Origin of the sequence: Paenarthrobacter sp. NPDC090517, from assembly GCF_044769165.1 — a bacterium.
In the GTDB taxonomy this organism is placed as follows: domain Bacteria; phylum Actinomycetota; class Actinomycetes; order Actinomycetales; family Micrococcaceae; genus Arthrobacter.
Map to the genome: position 1 here is coordinate 63,667 of NZ_JBIVXN010000006.1, position 21,318 is coordinate 84,984.

Below are 21,318 nucleotides of genomic sequence, written 5' to 3' on the forward strand. Positions count from 1 at the left end.
CTACCCCAAGGGGGCCTGAAATCCGCGGATTTCAGGCCCCCTTGGGCATGCATGTTGCTGGCTGGCTACGCTTCCAGGACTACCGGGATAATCATGGGACGGCGGCGAAGCTTGCGATTCACCCACGTGCCGATGATCCTACGGACCACCTGCTGCAACTGGTGGTTGGTGTGATCCGTGTGGTTAAGCACGGCTTCTTCGAGGGCGGCGTTGATCTTGGGAATGATCTCGTCAAAGACGGAGTCATCCTCGGCCACGCCACGGGCATGGATCTCCGGGCCGGACACGATCTTGCCGGTGGTGCGGCTGATGACCGTGATAACGGAAATGAAGCCCTCATCCCCCAGGACGCGACGATCCTTGAGGTCGGCATCCGTAATTTCGCCCACGCTGGAACCATCTACATAGACGAAACCGACTTCCACCTGGCCGACCACATTCGCTTTGTGGTCCTTGAGGTCGATAACTGTGCCGTTGTCGCTCAGGATGATGCCCTCGGACGGAACGCCCGATTCGAGCGCGATGTTGCCATTGGCAATCAGGTGGCGGGTTTCACCGTGCACGGGCATGGCGTTGAGGGGCTCAAGGATGTTGTAGCAATAGAGCAACTCACCGGCGGCTGCGTGCCCGGACACGTGGACCTTCGCTGTGCCCTTGTGGATCACATCGGCACCGAGCTTGAGCAGGCCGTTGATGATACGGAAAACGGCGTTCTCGTTGCCTGGGATGAGGCTGGAGGCAAGGATCACGGTATCGCCCTTACCCACGATCACACGGTGGTCGCCGTTGGCCATACGGGACAGCGCAGCCATCGGCTCACCCTGCGAGCCGGTGGACATAAGGACTACGCGGTCATCCGGCATGTTGTCGATGTTCTTGATGTCCACCAAGATGCCCTCCGGGACATCGAGGTAGCCGAGCTTGGCTGCGATAGCCATGTTGCGGACCATGGAACGGCCAACGAAGGCCACCTTGCGCCCATGCTTGGCTGCGGCATCCAGGACTTGCTGGACACGGTGCACGTGGGACGAGAAGGAAGCTACGATAATGCGCTTCCTGGCCTGTCCGAACAAGCGGTCCAGAGTGGGACCGATTTCCTTCTCGGCAGTGGTAAAGCCCGGTACGTCCGCGTTGGTGGAGTCTGCCATGAACAGGTCCACGCCTTCTTCGCCCAAGCGGGCGAAGTGCCGGAGGTCCGTGATACGGCCATCCAGCGGCAACTGATCCATCTTGAAGTCGCCCGTGTGAAGTACGTTTCCACCCTCTGTGCGGATGAAAACTGCCAGCGCATCCGGGATGGAGTGATTGACTGCCACGAACTCACACTCGAACGGGCCGAACTGCTCAACCTGGCCCTCCGTCACCGTCAGCGTGTACGGCTTGATCCGGTGTTCCTGAAGCTTGGCTTCCACCAGGGCAAGGGTCAGCTGGGATCCGATCAGCGGGATGTCGGCCTTGAGGCGCAAGAGGTAGGGAACTGCGCCAATGTGGTCCTCATGGCCATGGGTCAGCACGACGCCTACGATGTCCTGCAGACGGTCCTCAATGTAGGAGAAATCAGGCAGGATCAAGTCGACGCCGGGCTGGGTTTCCTCGGGAAAGAGCACGCCACAGTCAACCACCAGCAGTTTGCCGTCGATTTCGAAGACCGCCATGTTGCGGCCAATCTCTCCCAGTCCACCGAGCGGGACAATCCGCAGCGTGCCTTTCGGCAGTTTCGGCGGAGTAACCAGTCCGGGAAGGGCGGTTTGGGTCATGTTTTGCTACTTTCCGGCGGAACCGTCCTGGACGTCAAAGTCCATTCCGGCTTCCGCCAAATCCCCGCGGATGATTTCGATCTCGGCCGCGTCCGGCTCCACGAGGGGCAAACGGACAACCGAGTTGGGCAGGACTCCCTGCCACTTGAGAATCTGCTTGGCGGCTACAGCGCCTTGGACCCGAGTCATGGTTGCACGAATGACGGGTTCCAGTTCAAAGTTGATGGCCCTTGCCTTGGCGAGGTCGCTGGCGTTGACGGCGTCGATCAGCTCACGGAAGCGGCGTGTAGCGACATGGGTGGTAACACCCACCAGGCCGACGGCGCCCAGCGCCATCCACTGCAGCGTCAATCCGTCATCGCCGGAGTAGAAGAGCAGGTCCGTCTCAGCCATGACGCGCGTTGCGGCAGCAAAGTCCGCTTTGGCGTCCTTGACGGCCACGATGTTCTGGTGCTTCGCGAGCGCAACCATGGTCTCGGGAGCGATCGCAATGGAGGAACGGCCCGGAATGTCGTAGAGCATCACGGGGAGGTCCGTGGCCGAAGCAATCGTCTCAAAGTGGGCACGAACGCCCGCCTGGCTGGGCTTGTTGTAGTACGGGGTGACGATCAGCAGACCATCAACACCGAGTTCGGCTGCACGCTGCGAGAGGTGCACGGAGTGGGCGGTGTCGTTGGTGCCGGTCCCGGCAATGATGGCAGCCTTGCCACCAACCGCCTCTTTGACTGCCCTGAACATGCCGAGGTTCTCATCGTCCGTAAGGGTTGAGGTCTCTCCAGTGGTACCGGTGACCACGAGTCCGTCGCAACCATCCTGAACGAGCTTTTCCGCAAGCGCTGCGGCTTGGTCATAGTCCACCTTGCCGTCCTCAGTGAACGGGGTGACCATAGCGGTCAGCAGGGTACCAAGGGCGGGAACGTGGGCGCGCAAGTCAGACATATGAAAAACGTTACCCTGTGACAGGCTGGTTGGAAGAATGGGTCCCGCGTGATGGTCCTCATTCACAGGGAGTCGACCTGTAGGGGTCGAGGCTGGACCGCGTCAACTTTGCCATGACAGCTTCCGTGCCGGTTCCTTTTGCTTGGGCCACCGGCGCGCCATCCGGGCCCCACGCGCCGCTAAGCCCGCACGATGCGCCCAGCGGGGTTTCTCCCCCCAGGTTTGCAAGGAGCGCAAACATCCTATGGTCCATTGAGCGGGCACCCATATGAAGTCCGAGACGAAGTTCCTCTCCACCTGTATACAAGGCGGAAACCGCGTACACGTCCGCCTTTGCTTGGGCCGCCGCCGCGGCGTGCGTGGGGTGGGCCGCGTCAGCGCAGATTGCGAGCGCGACCCTCCACCCGTCAACCATGATGATTCCGGGTCCGGATCCAGGGACGAACAGCTCGCGCTCGGCTCCATGCAGATGAGTCTTGAAGACGGGCTGCATGGTCCCGTCCGGGCCGATAACCAGCGAGGCCAATCGTGGCGTGAGGTCTGCTTCCCGCCAAGCAACCCCGGCAATGGCCGTTGTTCCTGCACGGACGCAGGCTTCCTGGAGTGGCCGCAACCTTGCATCATGTGCGGCCAACCAGGGACTTGGGCGCCCCGGCGATTCAGACCCGGCAAGCGAATCCAGTTCGTATCCAGTCAGCGAGAGCTCGGGAAACAGGACCAAGCGCACTCCTTCCGCCCCGGCACGTTCCACTAACCCGGCATGGGTTGCGATGTTTGCTGCCACGGATTCTCCCACGCATTCAGCATGGAGTGCTTCGTACTGCACGACGGCAGCCAGCAGCGTATCCGAGGTCGGCGTTCCTTGGACTGGCTGGGGACGGGAGGCAGGACGCTGGGCCGTTCGCTGAGCGTAGATCACCCAGTCATCCTATTCGGCCATAGTCAGGCGGGCTTCGGCGTCCGAGCGGGCTCCTCCGCACAATAGTGCGCTACGGCCCGCTCCTTGAGTTGCTCCGCCCACGCCACCAAGCGTTGCGAGGCACGGACGTACTCAAACAGTTCAAGGGGCGTCAACGATGCCAGGTCCGTTTCGGATAACCGGCGGGCAAGCTCGGCACCCGGTATCTGCTCCGCCAGGGTGGTACCTTCGCGGCGCCACTGGGTGTCTTCCGGAGGCTCGCCGGCCACGAGCTGCCTGAACAGGAAATCGACGACGCCGGGGCTCATCGCTTTCATGGGTCCTTGAAGGCCTTGCGGCGGCTTTGGAACTTCGTTCATGCGGCAATGTTATTCGAACATATATTCGAACACAAGGGCCCCGCCTCACATCACAGTTGTCGCACAGCGGCTTATGAGACGATCGCTGCATGACTCCGCAAGAGACGGCCCCGGCGCGAAAAGCGCCCGGCGGTCGACCGGCCTCCTCCCGGCTTACCGGGATAGATGCTGCCAGAGGCGCGGCCTTGTTGGGAATGATGGCCACGCACTTGATGCCCACGTTCGGGCCCTCCCCCCAGTGGGACCCGACGTTCGTGGGGTTGGTGTTTTCAGGCCGGTCCGCGGCCCTCTTTGCCGTACTTGCAGGCATCGGGTTGGCCCTCAGTACAGGCAAGCAGGAGCCCCGTAGCGGCACGGAACTGAGGGCGGCACGAGGTGGAGTTGCCATGCGCGCCTTGGTGATCGCCGTCGTCGGACTGATGCTGGGCGGCCTGGAGGTCAACGTCGCCGTAATTCTGGTTCACTACGCCGTCCTGTTCCTATGCATCCTGCCGTTCCTTGGCCTCCGGCTCAAGGTGCTTTGCTTCTGGGCGCTCGGCTGGGTCCTGCTGTCGCCGCTGCTGGCGTATCTGGTACGGCCTCTGCTACTGGACGCGAACCCTCCCCTGAAGTTGGGTCATAACCCCAACTGGGAGGATTTCGGGACGCCCGGACGCCTCCTCGCCGACCTCTTCTTCACCGGGTATTACCCCGTATTCCAATGGATCTCCTACCTGCTGATCGGATTGGTACTCGGACGGTTAGCGCTGACGACGGCGAGGATTCAGGTTCTATTGCTCACCTGCGGCATCGCGGTGGCCGGCTTGGCAAAAATCGTCGGGATCCTGGCCATGGAGATGTGGGGCGGACGGGCTGCATTGTCAGCCCTCCCGGTCACCAGGGGATACCCGTTGGAGAGCATGCTTCAGGTCAATGTCACCGGCCTGGAACAGACCGGCTCCTGGTGGTGGCTGGCGACGGCAGCCCCGCATGCCGGAACCAGCCTGGACCTGCTGCATAGCGGTGGCGTAGCGGCGGCGGCGGTCGGCTTGTTCCTGCTGCTCGGCACCTTCGCGGACCGGATCAAAGTCAACTTCCTGATCCTGCTGAGCGGGCCCGGGGCCATGACCTTGAGCCTCTACTCGGCCCACGTCTGGGTAGTCTCCGGGTTCACCAACCAGCCGTTGCCCCCGGGGTGGACGGACGAAAGCATGTACTGGGCCCAAGCACTCACTGCGGTTGTCATTGGCGTCTGTTTCGCCGTTCTCCGACGCCGTGGACCACTGGAATGGGTCGCCCACACCGCATCAAGCCTGGGCAGTCACCGGCCTGCCGCAGTGGGTTGAGAGCGGAAAAGCTTCACGGCATCGCGCATGGAGGCACGGGCACGTTTGCGGTCGCCTGAGGCATCGTAGGCGCAGCTCAGGCGGAACCAGGAGCGCCAGTCCTCCGGAGCGGCCTCTGCCTCTGCCCGGTACTTCTCAAACTCGGCGTCAGCGGCAGCCCGGACTATTCGCCCGCCCGGAGTGCGCGGAAGGTCATCCACCGGCAAGCCGCCCTCGGCCTCCAGGACCTTGGCCATCTGCTCGGTACGGGCACCAAAAAGCAGCTCACGGATGAGTGCCCAGGCTCCAACCACGGGCAGGACCAGGTAAGCCGCACCGATCCCCTTGGCTACCAGGTTGGGGTCGGCGAGCAAGAGGAACGAGCGCTGCACGGAAACCACCAGGTAAAGCACCAACAGGAGGGTGATGGCCCCTACCCAGATTTTGGTGCGGTTCTTCTTCAAGGAAGTCCAGAAATTCCCCATGGTCTTAGAGCCCCAAGTCCAAGTAGCCGTCCAGGCCCACGGTGAGGCCAGGGTTGGCTGCAACTTTCCGAAGCCCCAGCAGGACGCCGGGCATGAAAGAGGCGCGGTCGAACGAATCATGGCGCAGCGTCAGCTGCTCGCCTGGACCGCCAAAAAGCACTTCCTGATGAGCCACCAGGCCACGGAGGCGAACGCTGTGGACACGAACCCCGTCCACGTCACAGCCCCGGGCACCGTCCAACGATGTTTCCGTGGCGTCCGGGCTCGCCGGGACGCCGGCTTCCTGACGCGCTTCGGCGATCAGCTGTGCCGTGCGCACTGCCGTGCCGGATGGAGCGTCCACTTTGTTGGGGTGGTGCAGTTCGATGATCTCCACGGACTCGAAATATTGCGACGCCTTCGCAGCGAACGCGGACGCGAGAACCGATCCAAGGGCGAAGTTCGGGGCGATCAAAACGCCGGTGTCCGGCTTCTGCTCCAAGAGGCTCCGCAAGGAATCAAGGCGGTGGGCATCCCAACCAGTGGTACCTACAACGGCGTGGATGCCATGCTCCACGGCAAACCGGACGTTGGTCTCCGTGATGTCGGGAACGGTGAGGTCGACAACGTACTGCGCACCGGCGTCGAGCAGTTTCTCCAGGGAATCGCCGCGGCCGAGAGCGGCTACGAGCGTCATGTCTTCGGCTGCGTCAACAGCCTTAACGGCTTCAATTCCCATACGCCCGTGGGCGCCCAGCACTGCAACAGCAAGTTGTTCGGTCATGCCGTTAACCCTACCGCCGGGCCGGAGCCCGGCAGGAACCGTTACTCCGGCCTACTCCCCTGCTCCAACCCACTCCACGGTGCCGTCAGTGAAGAACTGTTCCTTCCAAATGGGGACTTGCTCCTTGACGCGGTCCACGAGCTCAGCGCACACTGCGAACGCTTGGCCGCGGTGCGCAGCAGCCACAGCACATACCAGCGCGGGGTCACCGATCTCCAGCATGCCGATCCGGTGGGCAGCCCAGATCCGAACGGGTTGCGCAGCTTCACCGGAGTGCTCGGAGACCAACTGCGCCACGACATCCGACATCACCTGGTGTGCCGTGGGATGCGCGCTGTAGCTTAGGCGGTCCACCGCCTTGCCGCCGTCGTGATTTCGAACAACGCCGCTGAAGCTGACCACTGCCCCGGCGGTATCGGATTCGACCGCCCTGATGGCTTGGTCCACGGAAATGGGTTCGGCGCTAAGGACAGCGCTGACTACCTCAAAGTTTGTTTCAGTGCCCATGGCTTCCTTCCAATTGCTCGCAGAGGTGCCCGATCACAGGGTCCAGGACAGCCAACCCGTCCATGACGCCCTTCGGGGATCCGGGCAAGTTGATGACGAACGTCTTCCCCGCTGCCCCGGCGTGGCCACGGCTCAGCATGGCCATGGGGGTTTTGGCGGCGCCGGCACGCCGAATTCCCTCCATGATGCCCGGAATCTCACGTTCAAGCAGCGGCAGCGTCATTTCGGGTGTGCGGTCATCCAGGCTAAGACCCGTTCCACCGCTGGTGATGACCACGGCGGGTTCCTGGGTCAGGAGAGCCCTCAGGGCAGCACCAACCGGCTCACCGTCCGGCACCACCATGGTGGGGAAGGTATCGAAGCCGTGCTCGCTGAGCCAATCGAGAATAATCGGACCCGTTTCGTCGGCATACACGCCTGCGGCTGCACGGGTTGATGCTATGACGACGCCGGCCTTCCGCGGAGCGTTCGGCTCGCACGCACTCATGCGCCGACCCCCTCTACGGTTGATTCTCCGGAAATGTCCCAGTCGCCGCTTTTGCCGCCGCTCTTAGCCAGCACGCGGATATCGGTCAGCACTGCGTGCTTGTCCACGGCTTTGATCATGTCGTAGACGCTCAAGGCCGCTACGGAAGCCGCCGTTAGTGCTTCCATCTCGACGCCGGTCACACCCCGGGTCTTGACGGTGGCCAGGATTTCAAGCGAGTCAGTGCCCAGCTCGAAGTCCACTGTGACCTTGGAGATCGGCAACGGATGGCACAGCGGAATCAGCTCAGGTGTCTTCTTCGCCGCCATGATCCCTGCAACGCGAGCCACGGCGAGCGCATCGCCCTTGGGTAATTCGCCGGCACCAAGGAGTGCCAGTACGTTGGGGGTGCTGCGGACAGTGGCTGTAGCAGTTGCAACACGCGTAGTGACTGCTTTTTCGGAGACATCCACCATCTGTGCAGTGCCGTCCTGCCTGAGGTGGGTCAGTCCGCCGGAGTGTTCTGTAGTCGCGGGAGTTTGGTTCACAGCATCCATACTTCCACTTCGTCTCCGTCGGTGAGTTCCGTGACGTCGCCGGGTATCTGAATCAGGGCGTTCGCCCGGGCCAAGGCATGGACGAGGTGCGAACCCGCACCACCTTCCATCCGGACCGTTCCGTCCGCGTCCACGGTCCCCCGACGAACCTGGTGTTTGCCTTCCGGCGAGGCCAGGGGTTCGGCCAAGCGGCCCTTCAGCACCGGCCTCGGCGCGGGCGTTCCCAGTACCTGCGAAAGGGCCGGCCTGAGAAACATCTCAAATGACACCAGGCAGCTGACCGGATTTCCCGGAAAGCCAAGGAACGGAACACCGTCAAAGGTGCCCAATCCCTGCGGTCCTCCTGGCTGCATGGCCACCGGAAGGAAATCCACCGGCTGGTTCGCCATGGCTTGCCGGACCACTTCGTAGGCTCCCTTGCTCACTCCCCCGGTGGTAACAATGACATCGACGCGGCTCTCCGCTTGCGCGGTGTGACGGCGGAGCACCGCCAGCAGCTTGGAGGGGTCGTCATCGGATATTCCAGTGCGGACCACGTCCAGGCCGGCCTGTCGCATGGAGGCTTCGAGCAGTGTTCCGTTGGAATCGAAAATCCTGCCGGCCGTGAGTTCTTCCCCCGGTTCCACTACCTCGTCCCCGGTGGTGACCAGGAGGACGCACCAAGGTTCGCGGACTTCGACGGTTGTCAGCCCCAGCGCCGCCAAAAGCCCCAACTGTGCGGGTCCCATCCGGGTACCGGCGGGCAGCGCCAGTGTGCCCTTCCTGATGTCGCTTCCGCTGTCCCGCACGTAGGTGCCGGGAGCGACCGGAGGCAGTTCTACGACAGCCTCCACGGCTGCAGGGTCCGGAAAAAAGTTTGGCGTCGCCTTTTCAATGGGCACGACGGCGTCGGCCCCGTCGGGGATCATGGCCCCGGTCATGATGGGGGCGGCAAAGCCGGGCTTCAGTGCTGCTGGCGCGGCGCCTGCCGGAACCGGCTCCGCTACCTGGAGCTCCGCACCGCCGTCGGGAATATCTGCTGAGCGGACGGCAAAACCGTCCATTTGGGAATTGGCGAACGGGGGCAAGGAGAGGGGCGCGTAGACATCGACTGCGAGCGCTTTACCCAGCGCCTCCAGCAGTGGCACGGTGATGTTGCCCTTGCCCGCAGAAACGTCGGTGAGCAGTTCCACCACTGCCTGGCGGTGGACTGCAACAGATCTGGGCACGGACATCCTCCTGTGTGGACACGCTGGCTTCCGGGAAATTCTCCGGACGTACCCAGACTAGGGCCTCAGCCCACCTTGACGCTGATGGTGTGATAGCCCGTGGCGCCATCGGGAGCTACTGGTGCCTTGTCTTCAGTTTGCGGTTCACCTTTGGAATCGGTGGCCCGGACCTGCACTTCGTACTCACCTGGCGTCAGGTCGATGCCCAATTGCCACTGGTACCAAGTGTCGGTGGAGATCGCGCCGGCCAGCTTAGCCTGCTGCCATGGTCCGCGATTGACGCGAAGCTCTACGTCATTGATGCCCCTGTGCTGGGCCCACGCGACGCCGCCGAATTGGACCTTGCCAGCTTGGACGCTTCGGCCGTTGCGGGGGACATCGATGCGCGATTGCGTCTTGATGGGTCCGTGATCGCTCCAACCCCGAGTCGTCCAGTACGCGGTGTCGTCGGAAAAACGTGTGACTTTCAGTTCGGTTAACCATTTGGTGGCAGAAACAAAACCATAGAGTCCCGGCACAATCATCCGCACCGGGAACCCATGTTCCAGCGGAAGCGGTTCGCCGTTCATGCCGACGGCCAGGAGCGCATCACGGTCATCGGTGAGGGCCTCCAAGGGGGTGCTGGCCGTCCAGCCGTCGTTACTGGTGGACAGGACCATATCAGCGCCGGCTTTGGGCCCGGCCATTGCCAATAGTTCCCTCACCGGCCAACCCAGCCAGAGGGCGTTGCCAATGAGGTCGCCGCCCACGTTGTTGGACACGCAGGCGATAGTGACATGGCGTTCTGTCATGGGCTTGGCGAGGAGCGTAGCAAAGTCGATTTCAATTTCGCGTTCAACCATTCCGGTGACCCTCAGTTTCCAAGCAGGGGGGTCGATGGCCGGGACGGTCAATGCAGTGTCAATCCTGTAGAAATCGGGATTAGGGGTAACCAATGGGCTGATGTCATCCAGGGGCAGGGACGCATTTGCCGGGATGGCTTGCGGCGGTGTGGCGGGTTCCGGGAGCGTCATGGAGCCCCGGAAACCGGATGCCACTGCTGTGGCCCGAGTGAGGACGGTGGTCACCGTTCCGGCTACGACGGCGGCAAGGGAAGTTCCTGCCAAGGCATTCAGGAAGCTCCGCCGAGCCAGTGGCGCTTCCTCACCGCCGGGGGCTTCTTTCGTCGGAGCCCAGGTTGCCAGCCGCCGGACGAGGGATCGCAGCAGCACCATGGTGAGAACCGCGGCAACAATTGGTGCAAGGGCTGCCTGGGGACTTGCCTGGGCTCGGGTCACGACGGCAGTCAGCCCAGCTACACCCGCCAGTCCGGCGAGGGCCAGGCCCCAGCCCCTGCGTCGGCGTTCCAAGACACCAGCGAGCGCTGCCAGGATCCCTGCCACGCCTACGATGCAAGCGACCAACACAACCTTGTCGGCTGTTCCGAACAACTGCACTGCCAAGTCCTTGACCCCTGGCGGCACGGCGTCAATCACCGCTCCGCCAAGGGCCGTGACGGGCGAAACCAATGGGCTCAGGAGACCAGCGGTCAGTTCGCCTGCCGCGATCCCGGCTGCGCCCGCAGCCACACCCGCGGCAGCAGTCCACAGCGCAGGCCTCCCCACGAGGTGTCGCTGCTTGGTGGTACCGGGTGCGAGCGTGCTCATGCCATGCCTCCGAGGCGGTTGTCCGTTTCAAGGGTTTGATGGCTGGGAGCCATCGAAGACCGGGGCAGGGATGCCCCGGCCGGAAGTGACAACGCGAAGCGACAGCCGTCGTCGAGGTTGTCCACGGTCACCGATCCCCCATGTGCTTTGACGATGCCGGCCACCATGCTGAGGCCGATGCCGGCACCGCTGTAGCTGCCCTGCAGTGCTTCGCTGGTGCGGCGGGCGGGGTCTTTTTGCCAGCCCGTTTGGAACAAGTGCGGTAGGTCCTCGTCCGGGATGCCGCCGCATTGGTCCTGCACGGCTATAACGGCGTACCCGGCGTTCTTCCCTCCGACGCCGTCCCGTCCATCGCCGCCTCGTCCAACACTGATGTGGACGTCACTGCCTGGTTTGCTGTAGATGATGGCGTTCAGGAGTACGTTCCGAACTGCCCGGGCGAGGCTTGGTCCGTCGGCGACGGCCATACACTCACGTTCCCCGCCGCCGTCGAGCCTGATGCCGCGTTTGGCGGCCAAAGGCGCGAGGTCCGAGAGCGCATCGCTGACGAGGTCGTAAAGGTCCAGGGGTTCCGCGCGCAGGCGAAGGGTGCCGGCCTGGATCTTGGACAGTTCCGAGAGGTCATTGACCATAACCGTCATTTGTTCGGTCTGCCCGATGATCTTCCGGTAGTAGCCCTGCACATCTGATGCCATACCGTCCTCAAGGGCTTCGGTCATGGCGCGCATGCTGGCCAAGGGTGTTCGGAGGTCATGGGAAATCCACGACACAAGCTCGCGTCGCGCAGTCTCCAAGGCTGCTTCGCGATCCCGGGACTCGGTCAAGCTCCGGCTGCTGGCCTCTAGTTCCTTGGCCAGTTCTGCGAGTTCGGACGTCATGGCCGGAGCGTTCCCCCGCCCGTCGGCCACTGTGTGTTCCAAGGTTTCGCCTCGGCCCAGTCGCCGGGCGGCATCAACCAAGTGGGCAGCGTTCCTGGAGACGCCGGCACCCAGCATCAGGGACAACGCAACGGCAACGGCCGAGGCAGTGGCCAGGATGTACCACATGACTTCCAGGTCCCTGGCGGAAATAAACATCGCATTGAATGCGCTGACCATGCCCGCCACCAGCACGGCGACCGTCGCCACAACCACCATGCAGATCTGGGCGAGTACCGAGGCCCGGCGAAGAAGCCGGAGGAGCACCCATGTGGCGGCCCCGATGAGCACGGCCCAGAACAGGACCCACGCGAGGATGGTCCACAGCTCACTGCCCTGCATGGTCACCCTCTTCCTCGTCCAGACTTACAGGGACTGCGTCAGACCGCTTGCCGTCGAAGCGGTAGCCGATGCCCCATACGGTCTTGAGCAGTTCGGGTTTGGTGGGGTTGGCTTCGATCTTCTCCCTTAGGCGCCGGACGTGGACCGTGACCGTGGATAGGTCGCCGAAGTCCCAGCCCCACACTGCCTTGATAAGTTCTTCCCGGCTGAAGACCTGGTTGGGCCTTCGCATCATGAAAGCCAGGAGGTCGAATTCGCGGACGGTCAGCGCCAGGGGAACTCCATGATGCGTGACTGTTCGGGAAGCGGGATCGAGTTCGAGTCCTGCGGCTTCAACCGGCGGTTCGGGCGTGAATTCCTTGATGCTCCGGCGCAGTACCGACTTCACCCTAAGGACCAGTTCGCGGGGTGAGAAGGGTTTGGTGACGTAATCGTCAGCTCCCATCTCCAAGCCCAGAATCCGATCGTCCTCGGTTCCCAGGGCCGTGACCATGATGACGGGCACGCTCATGCTTTGGCGGAGTCGACGACACACTTCAACGCCGTCGAGTCCCGGCAGCATCCGGTCCAGGATCACCAGATCGGGTTGTCGTGAGGCTGCAAGCTTGAGCGCTGTGAAGCCGTCACCAGCCATGTCCACCTGGAATCCTGCTTTCAGCAGATAATCGCGGACAACGTCGGCTATGGTCTGTTCATCCTCTACCAGGAGGATGCGACGATTCCCTGGCTCCGCAGATGATGCCGTATTTGTGGTCACGCTTTCAGCATAGGTTTGCGGGCGTTGAGCAGCACCCAATCCGGGCCCCGAGGCCACAAGTGTATTGAATCCGTAAGAACTCCTTGACTGTAATCGGTGTCACTGATCCAGCCGTGGTGGCGTAGCCTGAATTTATGAGTGTTCAGCTGGGCATGCCGGTACCCCCTTCGGGGGGTGCCACAGGCAGCACCGAAAGCGGCGTGGCAGTTCCGCCCCCACGTCCTGCAGGCACGCCCGCCGGGCTGTGGGACCGCTATGGCCGGCGTGCGACGGATATGCGCCTGTCCCTGACGGACAAGTGCAACCTCCGCTGTACCTACTGCATGCCTGCCGAGGGGCTGGAATGGCTCTCGAAACAAGCGGTAATGACCAAGGACGAAATCGTCCGCATCGTCCGCATCGGCGTCAACGCTTTGGGCGTGCGGGAGCTCCGCCTCACCGGTGGTGAGCCCTTGGTCCGTGCAGACCTGGTGGACATCATCGCCGGTATCCGGAACGACCATCCGGACCTCCCCATTTCCATGACCACCAACGGCGTGGGACTGGATAAGAAAGCCGCAGCGTTGAAGGCCGCGGGCCTCACCCGGATCAACGTCTCACTCGATTCCCTCCACGAGGAAACCTTCACGAAGCTCACCCGGCGCCCCTTCCTTGACCGCGTCCTGGCCGGCGTAGACGCCGCTTGGGCAGCTGGCTTGGGCCCGGTGAAGCTGAATGCTGTGCTGATGCGCGGAATCAATGACACGGAGTCGCCGGACCTTCTGGCGTGGGCCTTGGGCCGCGGCTACGAGCTTCGCTTCATCGAGCAAATGCCACTTGATGCTGACCACGGATGGACACGGCGCAATATGATCACTGCCGCCGAGATTCGTGAACTGCTCTCCCGCGACTTTGTGCTGGACAAGGACCCCCGCGAGCGGGACGGCGCACCAGCTGAACGCTTTGAAGTACGACGCCGGGACACGGCAACGGACGCTGCCACAGGTCCGGTCCTCGGTACAGTGGGCATCATTGCCTCCGTCACTGAGCCGTTCTGCTCCGACTGCCGCCGTACTCGGATCACTGCCGAGGGCAAGATCATGAGCTGCCTTTTCTCCCGCGAAGAATTCGATCTCCTGGGCCTTCTCCGTGGGGGCGCCACGGATGACCAACTTGCATCGCGGTGGCAGGACGCCATGTGGGTCAAACCCAAAGCCCACGGCATGGATCACACCGGTCTCGGCGCAGCGGACTTCGTCCAGCCGGACCGCAGCATGAGCGCAATCGGAGGCTAAACCCTTGCTTGTCCGTTACTTCGCTGCCGCACGCGCGGCTGCCGGTGTCGAAGAAGAACTGCACGTCCTCCCGGAAGGCACCAGCCTGGAAGAGCTGCTCGAAGCTGCCCTCGCCGTGGAACGTCCGCTGCCTCCCGAAGGTACGCCGCCGCTCGCCAGGATCGTGGCGCGCAGCAGTTTCCTCCGCAACGAGGTGGCTGTCCGGGACCGGGCGGCTCCCCTGGGAAGCGACGACATCATTGACGTCCTGCCGCCTTTCGCCGGGGGCTAGGCCAAGTACCCGCCGGACAGGCCCACCCACCAAAGACGGCCCGGGCATATCTTCTCCCGCAGCGCAGTCCTACTCTGGAAGCGTCATCAGGCAACGTCCGGGAAGGAACGCCATGTACACGCTCCAGATTGAGCACGGCATCAAAGATTTTGACATGTGGAAGGCAGCCTTCGACCGCGATCCTTTGGACAGGGCCGGTTCCGGTGTTCAACAGTTCCGTGTCAGCAGGCCAGCGGAAGACTCCGGGGTGGTTGTTGTGGAACTGGACTTCGAAACATTCGAAAAAGCCGAGGACATGCTTGGACGCCTACAGTCCACCGTGTGGAATTCGACTGAACGAGCCCCCGCCCTCATCGGCGATCCGAAGACGCGCATCATGGAAACGGTTTACGTCGGAAGCTATTAACCCGGATCGCCGCCAGGTCACGCCTTCCGGAACACACTCTTCAACAACGGGCTGAACCCGGCAGTTCCTTCAAGCCTCAAATCAGCTGTGTGCACCAAAACGCCGTCTTCCACGCGGAACGTGTGCCTCGCTACGCCGTCGGCCGTTCTCCGGTCCAATGTCAGCGTTCCTGCGTGCCATGTCCCACGGACCGGGCTGGCTGGTGGCCGTCCCATGCTGTCCACGTAGTACCACAGGGTGTCTCCGTGGTCGCGGTCAACGGTGAACATGCCATGCCCTTCGAAGTGCGTGCCGTCGGCTTCGCGGTGCCTGTAGCTCTGGACAACGGCATAGCCACCGGCGGCCTTGGTAAAGACGGCTTCGGCCTCTGCTGTCCGCGCAGTTCCCCACGGAGACGCAGCGATCTCCGTGATGCCACGCCAATGACCGATGAAATCCCGCAGCATCTCCGCAACGTGGCCGCTTGAGGGCAGATCCATCAGGTCTCCAAAGTAGTCAGGGCAGCATCATCGTGTGATCATGCTGCCCTGTTTACAGTGCGGGAGTCCAGAGATTCCGGACTGGAACCTAGAGGCCGAAAGTCTCGGTTTCCTCGAACGGACCAACAACGGTGATAGTGCGGGGCGCCGCTGCCAGTTCGCGGGCAAGTTCCTGAACGTCCTCCACCGTGACGGCCTTGATGCGCGCCAAGGTCTCGTCAATGTCCTGGAATTCCCCTGACACCAGTTCCGCCCGGCCAAGCCGCGACATCCTCGAACCGGTGTCCTCAAGGGCGAGCACAATCCCACCGCTGAGCTGCCCCACGGCTTTGCGAAGCTCTTCGCCCGTGATGCCTTCCTTGGCCAGCTTGTCCAGCTCCAGGCCCAGGAGTTCCAATACCTGGCGAACCTTGGAAGGGGTGCAACCGGCGTACATCCCGAAGTATCCGGCGTCCGCATATGCTGCCGTAAACGAGTACGTGGAGTACACCAAACCGCGCTTCTCACGTATCTCCTGGAACAGGCGGGAAGACATGCCACCGCCCAGGACGGCGTTCAGTACGCTCATGACGAAACGGCGGTCATCCGTAGCAACGATCGTGGGGCAACCCATGATGATGTTGGCTTGCTCCACGGGGCGCTTCACCACGTGCAGACCTGATGTGCCTGTGATGACGGCCCGGTCAGTACCCCGGCGGTCCACGGGAGCGGCTTCGGCGTCAAGCTGCCAGCCGGCAGCTTTGAGGGCATCCAGTACGAGCTGGCAGACGACGTCGTGATCCAGTCCGCCAGCCGCAGTGATGACCAGTTCCTCCGGGCGGTAGTAGCGCTGATAGTGCGCCCAGACCGAATCCCTGGCCACAGCTTTGATGGCATCCGGGGTTCCGCCAATCGGCCGCGCCAGCGGGTGGTCGCCGAGGACGGCCGCTACGAATTTTTCGTGGGCGACGTCTGTGGGGTCATCGCTGTCCATGGCGATTTCCTCAAGGATGACGTCGCGTTCCTGCTCCAACTCGGCAGGATCGAGAACCGCGCCGGTGATCATGTCGGCGATGACATCGATGGCCATGGGCAGGTCCGTGTCCAGGACCCGGGCGAAGTAGCAGGTGCTTTCCTTGGCGGTCGCCGCGTTGGATTCGCCGCCCACCTCGTCAAAGGCGGAGGCGATCTCCAAGGCTGTGCGCCGCTTGGTGCCCTTGAACAGCAGGTGCTCAAGGAAGTGTGTGGAACCGTGCTGGCCGTCCGCTTCGTCGCGTGAACCCACTGCCACCCAGAACCCGATGGTGGCCGAACGCTGGCCGGGCATCGCCTCGGTCAAGACGCGCACACCGCCGGGGAGGACGGAGCGCCGCACGACGGAACCGCCCTCGGCGCCATGGATCAATTCGCCACCGGGAAGGGTTTGCTCCAGCGGCAAGGGTACGACAGTCATTAAGGCCTTTCAGGTTAAGGCCGGAAGGGCCGGTGGAGCTTTTTCAAGCCCACCGGCCCTGCCGGGTGTACTGCTTACAGACTACTCTGCGGACTCTTCAGCGGCCTCGGCCGGAGCGTCCTCGGAGGCTGCTCCTTCTTCCTCGGCAACTACCGGGGAGAGGGAAAGCTTTCCGCGGTCGTCGATCTTGGTGATCTCGACCTGGACCTTCTGGCCAACGGAGACGACGTCATCAACGTTGTCCACGCGCTTGCCATTGGCCAGCTTGCGGAGCTCGGAGATGTGCAGCAGGCCGTCCTTGCCCGGGGTGAGGGAAACGAAAGCACCGAACGTGGTGGTCTTGACGACCGTACCCAAGTAGCGCTCACCAATTTCCGGCACCTGCGGGTTGGCGATGGCGTTGATGGCGGAACGGGCTGCATCTGCAGACGGACCGTTGGTGGCGCCAATGTAGACCGTGCCGTCATCTTCGATGGAGATGTCCGCGCCCGTGTCTTCCTGGATCTGGTTGATCATCTTGCCCTTGGGGCCAATGACCTCGCCGATCTTGTCCACGGGGATCTTGACGGCGATGACGCGCGGCGCGAACTCGGAGAGCTCGTCCGGAGTGTCGATCGCTGCGTTGATGACCTCGAGGATGTGGAGGCGGGCTTCGCGGGCCTGCTTCAAAGCTGCTGCCAGCACGGAAGCGGGAATGCCGTCAAGCTTGGTGTCCAGCTGGATGGCCGTGACGAACTCGGATGTACCGGCAACCTTGAAGTCCATGTCACCGAATGCGTCTTCGGCGCCGAGGATATCGGTCAAAGCTGCGTAGCGGGTCTGACCGTCAACCTGGTCGGAAACCAGGCCCATGGCGATACCGGCGACAGCTGCCTTCAACGGCACACCTGCGTTAAGCATGGAGAGCGTCGAAGCACAGACCGAACCCATGGACGTCGAACCGTTGGAACCGAGGGCCTCGGATACCTGGCGGATGGCGTACGGGAACTCTTCACGGGTAGGCAGAACCGGTACCAGGGCGCGCTCAGCGAGGGCACCGTGGCCGATTTCGCGGCGCTTCGGGGAACCGACGCGGCCGGTTTCACCGGTGGAGTACGGCGGGAAGTTGTAGTTGTGCATGTAGCGCTTGCGCGTTACCGGCGACAACGAGTCGATCTGCTGCTCCATCTTGAGCATGTTCAGCGTGGTGACACCCATGATCTGGGTTTCGCCGCGCTCGAAGATCGCGGAACCGTGAACGCGCGGCAGAACCTCTACCTCGGCGGTCAGCTGGCGGATGTCCGTCAGGCCACGGCCGTCGATGCGGACCTGGTCCTTGAGGATGCGCTGGCGCACAACGTGCTTGGTGACCGAGCGGAAAGCTGCGGACAGTTCCTTCTCGCGGCCTTCGAACTGGCCGGCAAGTGAGCCAAGGACCTCATCCTTGAGCTCGTCGGAGGCGTTATCGCGGTCCTGCTTGTCAGCGATCTGGAAGACAGCAGCCAGCTTGTCAGCGGCAGCGGCTTCAACGGCTGCATAGACATCGTCCTGGTAGTCCAGGAAGACCGGGAACTCAACCGTGGGCTTGGCAGCGCGGGCTGCCAGGTCTGCCTGTGCTTCACAGAGTGCCTTGATGAACGGCTTGGCAGCCTCGAGGCCTTCGGAAACAACCTCTTCGGTAGGAGCGGTTGCGCCCTGTTCCTTAATGAGGTTCCAGGAGTTGTCCGTGGCTTCGGCTTCAACCATCATGATGGCGACGTCGTCACCGGCAATGCGGCCGGCAACAACCATGTTGAACACGGCGTTCTCAAGCTGGGAGTGCTTGGGGAAGGCAACCCACTGTGAACCCTGTTCGTCGGCGATGAGGGCGACGCGGACGCCACCGATCGGGCCGGAGAACGGGAGACCGGAAAGCTGTGTGGACATCGAGGACGCGTTGATGGCGACGACGTCGTAGAGCTCATCCGGGTTAATGGCCAGAACGGTAACCACGATCTGGACCTCGTTACGCAGGCCCTTCACGAAGGCGGGGCGCAGCGGGCGGTCCATCAGGCGGCAAGCCAGGATGGCTTCCGTGGAGGGACGGCCTTCGCGGCGGAAGAACGAACCCGGGATACGGCCGGCAGCGTACATACGCTCTTCGACATCAACCGTCAGCGGGAAGAAGTCGAAACCTTCGCGCGGCTGCTTGCCTGCGGTGGTTGCCGAGAGCAATGCAGTGTCTTCGTCGATGTAGACCATCGATGCGCCGGCTGCCTGCTTGGCAAGGCGGCCCGTTTCGAAGCGAATAACTCGCTTGCCGAAACGTCCGTTGTCGATAATGGCTTCGGAGAACTGGATTTCGGGACCCTCCATAGAGAGTCACCTCCGTTTCTGTTAGCGGAAGTCCGCCGCACCAACCCAGGCCTCTTCTTTATTCCTGGCCTGTACGACACCCGGTCATCGATCGAGATCCACGGGCTCATCGTCACAGATGGCTTCCCGGGAATCACTACCGAGGACCGCGAATGCGCGATGCGGTTGATTCCTGTTTTTAGTTGTTGGTAAAGAAGGCGGCCCGTTCCGATAAGGAGCGGGCCGCCCCTAAAGGCAGACTAGCGGCGCAGGCCGAGACGCTCGATGAGCGCACGGTAGCGGGCGATGTCAGTGTTCTTCAGGTAGGAAAGCATGCGCTTGCGACGACCAACCATGGCCAGCAGACCGCGCTGGGTGTGGAAGTCGTGCTTGTGCTCCTTCATGTGCTCAGTCAGATCCTTGATCCGCTGGGTCAGGACTGCAACCTGAACCTCGGGCGAACCGGTGTCGCCTTCAGAGGTTGCGTATTCCTTGATGATGGACTGCTTTACAGCGGCGTCAAGTGCCACGTGAACTCCTAGAGTTGTGCCGTGCCTCCCGGTGCAGCGCCTCGCTGACGGGTTGTCCCTGGTACGTTGCCGCACACAAAAACAGGTCCAGCCGCCACGGACTGCAGCCGGATCCACTCATCAGTTTACCGGCACGTCAGCAGTGTTGTCGAAATGCCCCTAGTGGCGGGTCAACAGCTCATGCGCCTGGGCTACGTCCAGGCACATTTGTTCGACCAATGCTTCCGGGCCCCGGTAGGCCACCATGCCTCGCAGGCGCTGCGTGAATTCGACTGCAACGGTCTGCCCGTAGAGGTCGAAGTCTTCAACGTTCTCCTCCGGACGGTCGATCACGTGTGCCTCAACTTGTCGGCTGACGCCATCGAACGTGGGGTTGGAGCCAACGGAGATAGCGGCAGGCCAGCGCGTGCCGGCCTGGTCGATCAGCCACCCCGCATAGATGCCGTCCGCCGGGACATAACCGGTGGAATCGTGGGAAAGGTTGGCAGTAGGGAACCCAAGATCCCGCCCGCGGGCAGCTCCGTGCACCACCTCCCCGCGCATGCGGTGGGGCCGGCCCAGCACCGCTGCAGCAGTAACTACGTCGCCTTCAGACAAGGCCTCCCTCACCCAGGTGGAGGAACAGCGGCGGTCAGCATCGCCGTCGTCGTGGACCGGGAATCCCCCTGCGCCGTACTCATTGACAACCTGAACCCCGAACCCGAGCTGGTCACCCAGTTCCTGCATGGTGATGACGTCGCCTGCGTTGCCGGCACCGAAGCGGAGGTCGTGCCCCACAACGAGGTGTGCGGCGTGAAGACCGTCGAGAAGAACCTCGCGAACAAACTCCAGAGGGGTCATAGCAGCCAGGTCCAAGGTGTACTTCATCACCAGGACAGCATCCACCCCGGTATCACCGAGGGCCTCAAGTTTGTCCTGAAGCCCCATGATGAGCTCCGGAGCAGAATCCGGCCTGTGCACTTGGGCGGGGTGGGGATCGAACGTCACAGCCACCGAAGGAATGTTGTGCAGCTTTGCCGTATCGGTCAACTGCGACAGGACGTGCTGGTGGCCACGATGGACGCCGTCAAAGTTCCCGATGGTAACGACAGTAGGTCCGAAGTCCTTGGGGACTTCGGTGGGATCGTTCCAGATGTGGACCATCAACCTCGCCTTTTTACTGCAGATGTTCGTTGCGCCCGGCAACCTCCCGGCGCCGGAACATTCTAAGGTTACCCGCTAGGGTGTTTGACTCAGGACGGCCGGCGTTTGTTGAGCCATAGAAGGCCAAGGATCGGCAGGACCAGCGGGACAAAGCCATAACCGCGGCCAAAGAGGGACCAAACAGTGTCGTGCGGGAAAGCAACAGGATCAAAGAGGCTGATCGCACCAACCACCAGCACACCCACAAGCTCAGTGAGCACAGCAGCCAAGGAAACCCTGAACCAGGTACGGCCCGGCTTTGCGAGGGAGATGGTGGCCACAATGTAGACGACGGCGGCGAACGCCGACAGGATGTGCGCCAACGGCGCTTCGGCGAACTTGGTGGCAATCTGGTAGCCGGCACGTGCCGTGGCGGACAACGCGAATACGGCATAGACCGCGATCAGCAAACGTCCGGGCCCTGTGTTCCGGGTGTCCTTCTGCCCCGGCTGCCGGTTTGCCGGGTTGGTCTCGGTTCCAGTCACGTCGTGTTCTTCCTTCATGG

The 21,318-nt window shown here is 62.6% G+C and carries 23 protein-coding genes; 4 read left to right on the forward strand and 19 right to left on the reverse strand.

What is annotated here, in order from left to right; translation table 11 throughout:
- Nucleotides 1-65: 65 nt before the first annotated feature.
- From ACIQTW_RS17450 to ACIQTW_RS17465, 4 genes are read right to left on the reverse strand one after another with little or no spacing between them, the layout of a single operon-like run.
- A complete protein-coding gene (locus ACIQTW_RS17450; protein ID WP_091466481.1) occupies nt 66-1,757 on the reverse strand; it encodes a ribonuclease J in 1,692 nt (563 codons plus the stop codon).
- A 6-nt stretch (nt 1,758-1,763) separates the two neighbouring features.
- Nucleotides 1,764-2,696: a 4-hydroxy-tetrahydrodipicolinate synthase gene (gene dapA / locus ACIQTW_RS17455; RefSeq protein WP_402939441.1), complete on the reverse strand. Its 933-nt coding sequence runs from the start codon at nt 2,694-2,696 to the stop codon at nt 1,764-1,766.
- A 58-nt stretch (nt 2,697-2,754) separates the two neighbouring features.
- Nucleotides 2,755-3,615 carry a carbon-nitrogen hydrolase family protein gene (locus ACIQTW_RS17460; protein WP_402939444.1) on the reverse strand — a complete coding sequence of 287 codons (861 nt, stop codon included), beginning with the start codon at nt 3,613-3,615 and terminating at the stop codon, nt 2,755-2,757.
- 23 nt (nt 3,616-3,638) lie between these two features.
- On the reverse strand, nt 3,639-3,974 hold the full coding sequence (locus ACIQTW_RS17465; RefSeq protein WP_402939446.1) for a hypothetical protein: 336 nt from the start codon (nt 3,972-3,974) through the stop codon (nt 3,639-3,641).
- Nucleotides 3,975-4,063: 89 nt separating this feature from the next.
- On the opposite strand from ACIQTW_RS17465, the gene ACIQTW_RS17470 reads away from it, so the two are divergent.
- Complete coding sequence (locus tag ACIQTW_RS17470; RefSeq protein ID WP_402939449.1) at nt 4,064-5,299, forward strand: heparan-alpha-glucosaminide N-acetyltransferase domain-containing protein; 1,236 nt, start codon at nt 4,064-4,066, stop codon at nt 5,297-5,299.
- Here the strand turns inward: ACIQTW_RS17470 and ACIQTW_RS17475 are convergent.
- The 9 genes from ACIQTW_RS17475 to ACIQTW_RS17515 are packed head-to-tail and all read right to left on the reverse strand — an operon-like array spanning nt 5,275 to nt 12,926.
- Nucleotides 5,275-5,763, reverse strand: coding sequence for a hypothetical protein (locus ACIQTW_RS17475; RefSeq protein WP_178996311.1), 489 nt, complete (start codon nt 5,761-5,763; stop codon nt 5,275-5,277). The genes ACIQTW_RS17470 and ACIQTW_RS17475 overlap by 25 nt on opposite strands.
- Nucleotides 5,764-5,767: 4 nt before the next feature.
- On the reverse strand, nt 5,768-6,526 hold the full coding sequence (gene dapB, locus ACIQTW_RS17480; RefSeq protein WP_402939454.1) for a 4-hydroxy-tetrahydrodipicolinate reductase: 759 nt from the start codon (nt 6,524-6,526) through the stop codon (nt 5,768-5,770).
- A 51-nt stretch (nt 6,527-6,577) separates the two neighbouring features.
- The gene (locus tag ACIQTW_RS17485) at nt 6,578-7,033 is read right to left on the reverse strand and encodes a molybdenum cofactor biosynthesis protein MoaE (RefSeq protein WP_364305542.1); all 456 of its coding nucleotides are present in this window, start codon (nt 7,031-7,033) and stop codon (nt 6,578-6,580) included.
- Nucleotides 7,023-7,520 carry a molybdenum cofactor biosynthesis protein B gene (locus ACIQTW_RS17490; protein ID WP_402939458.1) on the reverse strand — a complete coding sequence of 166 codons (498 nt, stop codon included), beginning with the start codon at nt 7,518-7,520 and terminating at the stop codon, nt 7,023-7,025. Before ACIQTW_RS17490 ends, ACIQTW_RS17485 begins: the two co-directional genes overlap by 11 nt.
- Nucleotides 7,517-8,056: a cyclic pyranopterin monophosphate synthase MoaC gene (moaC, locus tag ACIQTW_RS17495; protein WP_402939461.1), complete on the reverse strand. Its 540-nt coding sequence runs from the start codon at nt 8,054-8,056 to the stop codon at nt 7,517-7,519. Before moaC ends, ACIQTW_RS17490 begins: the two co-directional genes overlap by 4 nt.
- Nucleotides 8,044-9,270 carry a gephyrin-like molybdotransferase Glp gene (glp, locus tag ACIQTW_RS17500; protein ID WP_402939464.1) on the reverse strand — a complete coding sequence of 409 codons (1,227 nt, stop codon included), beginning with the start codon at nt 9,268-9,270 and terminating at the stop codon, nt 8,044-8,046. The genes moaC and glp overlap by 13 nt, the downstream gene beginning before the upstream one ends.
- A gap of 59 nt (nt 9,271-9,329) precedes the next feature.
- On the reverse strand, nt 9,330-10,910 hold the full coding sequence (locus ACIQTW_RS17505; protein WP_402939467.1) for a molybdopterin-dependent oxidoreductase: 1,581 nt from the start codon (nt 10,908-10,910) through the stop codon (nt 9,330-9,332).
- On the reverse strand, nt 10,907-12,169 hold the full coding sequence (locus ACIQTW_RS17510) for a sensor histidine kinase (protein ID WP_402939471.1): 1,263 nt from the start codon (nt 12,167-12,169) through the stop codon (nt 10,907-10,909). Before ACIQTW_RS17510 ends, ACIQTW_RS17505 begins: the two co-directional genes overlap by 4 nt.
- Nucleotides 12,156-12,926, reverse strand: coding sequence for a response regulator transcription factor (locus ACIQTW_RS17515; RefSeq protein ID WP_402939474.1), 771 nt, complete (start codon nt 12,924-12,926; stop codon nt 12,156-12,158). Before ACIQTW_RS17515 ends, ACIQTW_RS17510 begins: the two co-directional genes overlap by 14 nt.
- A 134-nt stretch (nt 12,927-13,060) precedes the next feature.
- Between ACIQTW_RS17515 and moaA the strand changes: the two genes are divergently transcribed.
- The 3 genes from moaA to ACIQTW_RS17530 all read left to right on the forward strand — a co-directional run bounded on the left by moaA (nt 13,061) and on the right by ACIQTW_RS17530 (nt 14,877).
- Complete coding sequence (gene moaA / locus ACIQTW_RS17520) at nt 13,061-14,200, forward strand: GTP 3',8-cyclase MoaA (protein WP_402939477.1); 1,140 nt, start codon at nt 13,061-13,063, stop codon at nt 14,198-14,200.
- A gap of 4 nt (nt 14,201-14,204) precedes the next feature.
- The gene (locus ACIQTW_RS17525) at nt 14,205-14,471 is read left to right on the forward strand and encodes a MoaD/ThiS family protein (protein ID WP_402939480.1); all 267 of its coding nucleotides are present in this window, start codon (nt 14,205-14,207) and stop codon (nt 14,469-14,471) included.
- Nucleotides 14,472-14,583: 112 nt separating this feature from the next.
- Nucleotides 14,584-14,877, forward strand: coding sequence for a hypothetical protein (locus tag ACIQTW_RS17530; protein WP_402939483.1), 294 nt, complete (start codon nt 14,584-14,586; stop codon nt 14,875-14,877).
- A 17-nt stretch (nt 14,878-14,894) separates the two neighbouring features.
- Here ACIQTW_RS17530 and ACIQTW_RS17535 read toward each other — a convergent pair whose 3' ends face one another.
- From ACIQTW_RS17535 to ACIQTW_RS17560, 6 genes are all read right to left on the reverse strand, one after another.
- Nucleotides 14,895-15,356 carry a DUF1579 family protein gene (locus ACIQTW_RS17535; protein ID WP_402939484.1) on the reverse strand — a complete coding sequence of 154 codons (462 nt, stop codon included), beginning with the start codon at nt 15,354-15,356 and terminating at the stop codon, nt 14,895-14,897.
- A gap of 88 nt (nt 15,357-15,444) precedes the next feature.
- Nucleotides 15,445-16,788 (reverse strand): M16 family metallopeptidase, encoded by a 1,344-nt coding sequence (locus tag ACIQTW_RS17540; protein ID WP_402939487.1) that lies wholly within the window; start codon nt 16,786-16,788, stop codon nt 15,445-15,447.
- Between the two features lie 81 nt (nt 16,789-16,869).
- A complete protein-coding gene (locus ACIQTW_RS17545; protein WP_017198029.1) occupies nt 16,870-19,122 on the reverse strand; it encodes a polyribonucleotide nucleotidyltransferase in 2,253 nt (750 codons plus the stop codon).
- A gap of 239 nt (nt 19,123-19,361) precedes the next feature.
- The gene (gene rpsO / locus ACIQTW_RS17550) at nt 19,362-19,631 is read right to left on the reverse strand and encodes a 30S ribosomal protein S15 (RefSeq protein ID WP_017198030.1); all 270 of its coding nucleotides are present in this window, start codon (nt 19,629-19,631) and stop codon (nt 19,362-19,364) included.
- Nucleotides 19,632-19,790: 159 nt separating this feature from the next.
- Nucleotides 19,791-20,774 (reverse strand): bifunctional riboflavin kinase/FAD synthetase, encoded by a 984-nt coding sequence (locus ACIQTW_RS17555; RefSeq protein ID WP_402939491.1) that lies wholly within the window; start codon nt 20,772-20,774, stop codon nt 19,791-19,793.
- Between the two features lie 89 nt (nt 20,775-20,863).
- On the reverse strand, nt 20,864-21,316 hold the full coding sequence (locus ACIQTW_RS17560) for a hypothetical protein (RefSeq protein ID WP_402939494.1): 453 nt from the start codon (nt 21,314-21,316) through the stop codon (nt 20,864-20,866).
- Nucleotides 21,317-21,318 lie beyond the last annotated feature (2 nt).